The sequence below is a fragment of the Cellulomonas sp. P22 genome (genome assembly GCF_044392165.1).
This window is the reverse complement of record NZ_JBISBW010000023.1, coordinates 21,852-28,676: the sequence shown is the minus strand read 5'-3', so window position 1 is coordinate 28,676 and position 6,825 is coordinate 21,852. Positions and strand designations below refer to the sequence as shown.

The following is a 6,825-nucleotide window of genomic DNA, read 5'->3' as shown; positions in this document are numbered from 1 at the left end:
CCCGGTGCAGCACGGCCCCCACACACCCTTTTTTCGTCCCCCGGTGCCGTGTCGTGCGTCGTGCGGTGCGTCGGCTCACACCACCGACGTCGTGGTCCACCGGTCGCTGCGGGAGTCGACCCGGTGGACGGGCCCCGTGAGCGTCGTCCGCGCCTCGGTCTCGCGCTGGGCGCACGACGGGCCGACCCACAGCTCGACGTCGCCCGGCTCCACGACCCGTTCCCTGGCGCGGTCGGTGAACGCCAGCCGCGTGGTCGGCACCGAGAACGTCACGTCCACGGACTCCCCCGGCCCGAGGTGCACCCGCTGGTACCCGACGAGCTGGGCGACCGGCCGGGTCACCGAGCCGACGACGTCGCGGGCGTAGAGCTGCACCACGTCGTCACCGGGCCACCGGCCCGTGTTGGCGACGCGGACCCGCGCCTCGATCCGGCCCTCGGTGGCGACGTGCGCGTCGACCGTGAGGTCCGTGTGCGCGAACGTCGTGTACGACAGGCCGTGCCCGAACGGGAGCGCCGGGGTGCTGCGCAGGTTCGTCACGTCCCCATCGCCCCCGAGCGAGGGGTGCAGGTAGGAGTACGGCTGAGCGCCCGCCGAGCGCGGGATGCTCACCGGCAGCCGCCCCGACGGGTTGACGCGGCCGGTCAGCACGCCCGCGACGGCCGTGGCGCCCTCCTCGCCCGGGAAGAACGCCTGCACGACGGCCGCGCACCGCTCGAGGGCCCAGTCGACCGCGTACGGCCGGCCCGTGAGCAGGACGAGGACGACGGGCGTGCCCGTCGCGAGCAGGGTCTCGACGAGCTCGCGCTGCACGCCCGGCAGCTCGAGGTCGTCCCGGTCGCACCCCTCGCCCACCGTGCCGCGACCGAACAGGCCCGCGTGGTCGCCCACGACGACCACGGCGACGTCGGCGTCCCTCGCGACCTCGACCGCCGCGGCGAAGCCCGAGCGGTCGTCGTCGTCGACCGCGCAGCCGCGCGCCGAGGTGATCAGCGTCCCCGGCAGCTCTGCCGTGAGCGCCTCGATCACAGTCGGGATCTCGATCCCGAGCTCCACCTCCGGGTGGTGCGCGAGCACGTGGTTGAGGAACGAGTAGCAGCCGAACAGGGCCTGGACCCGGTCCGCGTTCGGCCCCAGCACAGCGAGCCGCGCGGGCCGGGACAGCGGCAGCGTGCCGTCGTTCGAGAGCAGCACGACCGATTCCTCGGCGAGCCGCGCGGCGAGCCGGCGGTGCTCGGGGCTGTCGAGGTCGACCTCGGTGGGCGGCTCGTCGTCGAACGTCGCGTCCAGGAGCCCCAGCTCCTCCTTCTGCGCGAGCGCACGCAGCACAGCCCGGTCGACGAGCGCCTCGTCGACGCGTCCGGCACGGACCGCCTGCGCGAGCGGCGCGAGGTACGCGTCACCGGTCGGCAGCTCGATGTCGACGCCGGCGGCGAGGGCCAGTCCTGCGGCCTCGCCGAGATCGGCGGCGACGTCGTGCAGGAGGTGCAGGAACGCGACCCCGAAGTAGTCCGCGACCACGGTGCCGTCGAAGCCCCAGCGCTCGCGCAGCACCCCGGTGAGCATGGCCGGATCGGCCGCGACGGGCACCCCGTCGATCTCGTTGTAGGAGCTCATCACCGACCTCGCCCCGCCGTCGAGCAGCGCCATCTCGAACGGCACGAGCAGGACGTCCTCGACCTCGCGCGGCCCGGCGTGCACGGGGGCGAAGTTCCGCCCCGACTGCGACCCCGAGTACCCGACGAAGTGCTTGAGGGTGGCGTGCACCCCGGTCGACTGCAGGCCCCTGACGTACGAGGTCCCGATCGTGCCGACCACGTACGGGTCCTCCGAGATGCACTCGTCGACGCGACCCCAGCGGGGGTCCCGGACCACGTCGAGCACGGGCGCCAGCCCCTGGTGGACGCCGAGCGTGCGCATCGACCCCCCGATCACCGCCCCCATCTCGGCGACGAGGTCCGGATCGAACGTCGCCCCCCACGCGAGCGGCGTCGGGAACGTCGCGGCCTGCCACGCGGTCAGGCCCGTGAGGCACTCCTCGTGCACCAGGGCAGGGATGCCCAGGCGGGTGTCCCGGACCAGCGAGCGCTGCTGTTCCCAGAGCCGCCGGGCCCGCTCGACCGGGTCGACGGGCCGGGTGCCGTAGACCCGGGTCAGGTGCCCGAGCCCGTGCCGGGTGGCCTCGACCAGCCCGTGGTCGTGCGTGAACTCGCCCTGCAGCGGAGCGACCGCCTCGCCCTCGGACTTCTCCCAGAACCCGACGATCTGCGCGAGCTTCTCCTCGAGCGTCATCTCCGCGAGGAGAGAACGGACCCGCTCGCTCACCCCGGGTCCGGCCAGCTGGAGATCAGTCACCGATCCGTCTCCTTCGTCGTGACGTACAGGCAGGGGGGCGCTGGGCCGGGCGGAGGCCCGGCCCGGCTGCACGAGCGTCATCCCTTGACCGCCCCCTGGAGCCCGTTGACGATCCTCTTCTGCATGGCCAGGAAGAACACCAGCGCGGGGATCATGGCGAGCGAGGTGAACGCGAACACCCCGGCGGTGTCGGACGAGTGCTCCGAGGAGAAGTCCGCGACACCGAGCGGGAGGGTCTTCATGTCACCCTGCAGCAGCAGCAGCGGCAGCAGGTAGGCGTTCCACGAGCCGACGAACGCGAGCACGCCCACCGTGACCATGCCGGGGCCGGACAGGGGCACGAGGATCCGCCAGAAGAACCCGATGCGGGACGCCCCGTCGAGCAGCGCCGCCTCCTCGAGCTCGTCGGGCAGCGCCTGCAGGAACGGGCGCAGGATGATCACCGTGGTCGGCAGCGCGAACGCCGCCTGCGGCAGCGCCACACCCCACCACGTGTTGCCCAGGTGCAGGTCCTTGGTGATGAGGATGAACAGCGGGATGATCGCGACGGTCGCGGGGAACAGCAGGCCCGCCACGAAGACCAGGAACAGCTGCTCGCGCCCGCGGAACCGGTACCGGGCCAACGGGTAGGCCGCCATCACACCGAACACGACCACGATGGCCGTCGTCAGGAGGGCGATGGTCGTGGAGTTCAGCGTGTAGCGCCAGAAGTCGGGATTGGTCAGCACGCCGGAGTAGTTCGACATGATCCACGGGCCGGGGAGCGCCGCGGGGTCCTCCGCGAGCTGCGCGTTGGACCTGAAGCCGCCCAGCACGCCGTACATCACCGGTCCGAGGGTCAGCGCCACGACCACGAGGGCCAGGCCGTAGACCAGCGGCGAGCCGCCGCCCGGACGCTTGATGCGCCGACGCGACGCCTTCGGGTTCGAGGGTGGCGCGGGCCGGGCGGAGGTCAGGGTGCCGGCGCTCATCGTGTTGCCTTCTTCCGCGGAGCCGGGTCGTGGGTGTCACGGCGCATGACGAAGCGCTGATAGGTCAGCGCGAGGACGAGGGCGATCACGAAGAGGATCACCGACGCGGCGGACGCGATGCCGAAGTTCTGCCGCTTGGTGCCCTCGGTGACCAGGAACGTCACCATCGTGGTCGTGGCGTTGGCCGGGCCGCCCTTGGTGAGGATCCACACCATGTCGAAGAGCTGCAGCGAGCCGATCATCGACAGGAAGGCCCAGGTGCGCAGGGTCGGGCCGAGCAGCGGGATCGTGATCTTCCGCTGGGTCTGCCACCAGCTGGCACCGTCGAGCTGGGACGCCTCGAAGAGCTCTTCGGGGACGCCCTGCAGGCCGGCGAGGAACAGGATCACGGCCAGCCCGAGGTACTTCCAGGTGAGCACCACGATCACGGCGATCAGGGCCCGGTCCGGGGTGCCGAGCCAGCCCTGCGGCGGGCCCTCGAGCCCGACCGCGCCGAGCATCGCCTCGATGACCCCGTACTTCGGCTGCAGCAGCTGGAACCACACGACGCCCGCGATGACCTCGGCCAGGACGTACGGCACGAAGATGATGGTCCGGAGCAGGCCCTGGCCCCACATCTTGCGGTTGAGCAGCAGGGCGATGGCCAGGCCGAGCGGGAGCTGGATGAGGATCGAGAACACCACGACGAGGAGGTTGTGCTGGAGCGCGTCCGTGAAGACGTCGTTCTGCAGCACGCTCACGTAGTTCCGCAGCCCGACGAAGTCGACGAGCGGGCCGAAGCCCTTCCAGCGGTACAGCGAGAACTGGACGGCCTTGATGATGGGCCAGACCACGAAGAACGTGAAGAGGATGAGCGCTGGCGCCACGAAGAAGACGATCTCCGCGCGCTTGCGCCAGGCGGGGCCCGGCCCACGGCGTCCGCCCGGGGCCCGGGCCGCCGTCCGCGCCGAAGCGCGGACGACGACCGGGGCCTGGGTGGGGGACGTCGCAGGCGAGACGGTGGCGCCCACTGGGGCGGTCGTGTCGTCTGCCACGTCGGTCACTTCTCCGCGTCAGCCGCCGCCTGGGTGGCGTCCACGATGTCCTGCGCGGTCCCGCTGGAGGCGAAGACCAGCGCGATCGCGTCGTTCATCGCGCCACCGACCGAGGTGCCGAACGCCGTGTCGAAGTAGAGCTGCACGAACGGCGAGGCGTCGCGGACCTCGAGCAGGCCCTTGAGCGCCGTGTCCTTCACGTACTGGGTGGCGCTCGGGTTCGTCGGCAGGCCCATGTCCAGCTCGGCGAAGCCCTTCTGGACCTCGTCGGACAGCAGGTAGTTGACGAAGTCGACCGCTGCGTCGGGCGCGTCCTGCGACACGGCCCATGCGTCGCCACCGCCGAGGACGGAGGCCGGGTCACCCTTGCCGCCGGAGACGGCCGGGAACGCGAACCAGCCCGTGTCGTCGCCCAGGCCCTTCTTGTCCTCGGTGAGTCCCTGCATCACACCGGGCTCCCAGTGCCCGGCGAGCTCCATCGCGACCTTGCCGGTCGCCAGGAGGGCCGACGCGCTCGTCGGGCCCTTCTGCGCCGGCGTCGAGAGGAAGCCGGTGTTGAACGGCTCGGCGGCGACGAGCTTCTCGAGGTCCTCGCCGGCCTTCACGAAGCACGGGTCGCTGAAGTCGAGCGTCCCGACCGCGTCCGCGAGCACCTTCTGCGAGCACTCACGCAGCGCGAAGTAGTACCAGTAGTGGGCCGCGGGCCACTTCTCGCCGACGCCGACGGAGATCGGCTCGATGCCGGCTGCCTTGAGCTTGTCCACCGCGGTGTAGAACTCGTCCATCGTGGTGGGCGCCGCGGTGATGCCCGCCTGCGCGAAGATCGCCTTGTTGTACCAGAAGCCGACCACGCCCATCGAGAAGGGCAGCCCGTAGGTCTTGCCGTCGACCTGCCAGCCTGCGACCGAGCTGCCGAGCTTCGAGATCGTGTCGGCGGCCGCGTCGGAGAGGTCCTTGGTCAGTCCGGCCTCGACGTGCGCGGCGAGCTCGCCGCCGCCGCGCTCCATGTAGATGTCCGGCGCGTCGCCGCTCTGGAACGCGGCATCGAGCTTGGTGACCATGTCGTCGTGCTGCATGGCGCTGACCTCGACGGTCACGCCGGGGTTGGCAGCCTCGAAGTCCTTCGCGACCTGGTCGTAGTAGTCCTTGCCGGGCGCGGTGTTCGAGTTGTGCCACCAGGTGATGGTGGTGCCGTCTCCGCCGGCAGCGTCCGTCGCGTCGTCACCGCCGGACCCCGAACCGCACGCGCTCGCGAGCAGTGCCACACCGACGCCCAGGCTCAGGGTGCGCAGCGCTGCTGTCCTTGTCTTCGTCTTCATCGTCGAATCTCCTCGTCGTCACTGACAGGGCTGGACGTCGCTCAGGTTGACAGGCCGAGAGGCTGCGCGTCAATCGTTGTCGATAACGTTATCGACACGATCTTTCCCCTATGCTTCCCCCGTGGAGACGACCCCTCGCGTGAAGATGGCAGACGTGGCCCGCACTGCCGGCGTCTCCGTGGCCACCGTGTCCAAGGTCGTCAACGGGCGCTACGGCGTCGCGCAGAGCACCCTCGCCCGCGTCCAGCAGGTCATCGACGACCTCGGGTACGAGGCCAGCCTGGGTGCACGCTCGCTGCGCCGGCACCAGACCAACGTGCTGGGGATCCTCGTCGCGGAGTTCGAGCCCTTCAGCACCGAGCTGCTCAAGGGGGCCTCGGCAGCCGTCGGCGCGACCGAGTACGAGCTGCTCGCCTACTCGGGCGGCGGGCGTGGCGGCGACGTCGGGTGGGAGCGGCGCTACCTGTCCCGCCTCTCGGGCACGCTGATCGACGGCGCGATCATCGTCACGCCGACGGTCATCACGTCCGACCACGGAGTTCCCGTCGTGGCGGTCGACCCCCACACCGGGCCGTCGGGCACCCCCACGATCGACTCCGACAACCGCGCCGGGGCCATGCTCGCGACCGGGCACCTGGTGGCCCTCGGTCACCGGCGCATCGGCTTCCTCGGAGGCCGCGTCGACCTCGACTCGGCCCAGCAGCGCGAGGACGGGTTCCGGCAGGCGATGCACGACGCGGGGATCCCGGTCGACGAGTCGCTCGTGACGATCGGTGGCTACCGCCCCGAGACCGCCGACGGACCCGCCCGGTCGCTGCTGGACCGCGACGACCGCCCCACGGCCGTGTTCGCAGCGAACGACCTCTCGGCCATCCAGGTCATGACCGTCGCGCGCGAGCTCGGGATGTCCGTGCCCGAGGACCTGTCGGTGATCGGCTTCGACAACGTGCCCGAGTCGGCGCTGGCCTCTCCCCCGCTCACGACCATCAACCAGCCGCTCCAGCAGATGGGCGCCGAGGCGCTGCGGATGCTCGTCGACCTGATCGACGGGCGCGAGCGGGCCTCGCACCTGCGGCTGCCCACCGAGCTCGTGGTGCGCTCGTCCTGCGCACCGCCGCGCCGTGACCCGCTGAGCCGCTGAGCCGC

At 71.3% G+C, this 6,825-nt stretch carries 5 protein-coding genes; 1 reads left to right on the top strand and 4 read right to left on the bottom strand.

What is annotated here, in order from left to right; all coding sequences use genetic code 11:
- Positions 1-75: 75 nt before the first annotated feature.
- The 4 genes from ACGIF2_RS17380 to ACGIF2_RS17365 form a co-directional block, all read right to left on the bottom strand.
- Positions 76-2,292, bottom strand: coding sequence for a beta-glucosidase (locus ACGIF2_RS17380; protein ID WP_396048468.1), 2,217 nt, complete (start codon positions 2,290-2,292; stop codon positions 76-78).
- Positions 2,293-2,432: 140 nt separating this feature from the next.
- On the bottom strand, positions 2,433-3,326 hold the full coding sequence (locus ACGIF2_RS17375; RefSeq protein WP_396048464.1) for a carbohydrate ABC transporter permease: 894 nt from the start codon (positions 3,324-3,326) through the stop codon (positions 2,433-2,435).
- Entirely contained in the window at positions 3,323-4,360 is a 1,038-nt protein-coding gene (locus ACGIF2_RS17370) for a carbohydrate ABC transporter permease (RefSeq protein ID WP_396048461.1), read from the bottom strand. The genes ACGIF2_RS17375 and ACGIF2_RS17370 overlap by 4 nt, the downstream gene beginning before the upstream one ends.
- Before the next feature lie 5 nt (positions 4,361-4,365).
- Entirely contained in the window at positions 4,366-5,679 is a 1,314-nt protein-coding gene (locus ACGIF2_RS17365; protein ID WP_396048459.1) for an ABC transporter substrate-binding protein, read from the bottom strand.
- A gap of 145 nt (positions 5,680-5,824) precedes the next feature.
- Between ACGIF2_RS17365 and ACGIF2_RS17360 the strand changes: the two genes are divergently transcribed.
- Entirely contained in the window at positions 5,825-6,820 is a 996-nt protein-coding gene (locus tag ACGIF2_RS17360; RefSeq protein ID WP_396048466.1) for a LacI family DNA-binding transcriptional regulator, read from the top strand.
- The last annotated feature ends 5 nt before the right edge of the window (positions 6,821-6,825 follow it).

Coding starts and splice junctions, on each gene's coding strand:
- ACGIF2_RS17380 (WP_396048468.1), bottom strand. CDS start 2,292: ATGACGCTCGAGGAGAAGCTCGCGCAGATCGTCGGGTTCTGGGAGAAG.
- ACGIF2_RS17375 (WP_396048464.1), bottom strand. CDS start 3,326: ATGAGCGCCGGCACCCTGACCTCCGCCCGGCCCGCGCCACCCTCGAAC.
- ACGIF2_RS17365 (WP_396048459.1), bottom strand. CDS start 5,679: ATGAAGACGAAGACAAGGACAGCAGCGCTGCGCACCCTGAGCCTGGGC.
- ACGIF2_RS17360 (WP_396048466.1), top strand. CDS start 5,825: ATGGCAGACGTGGCCCGCACTGCCGGCGTCTCCGTGGCCACCGTGTCC.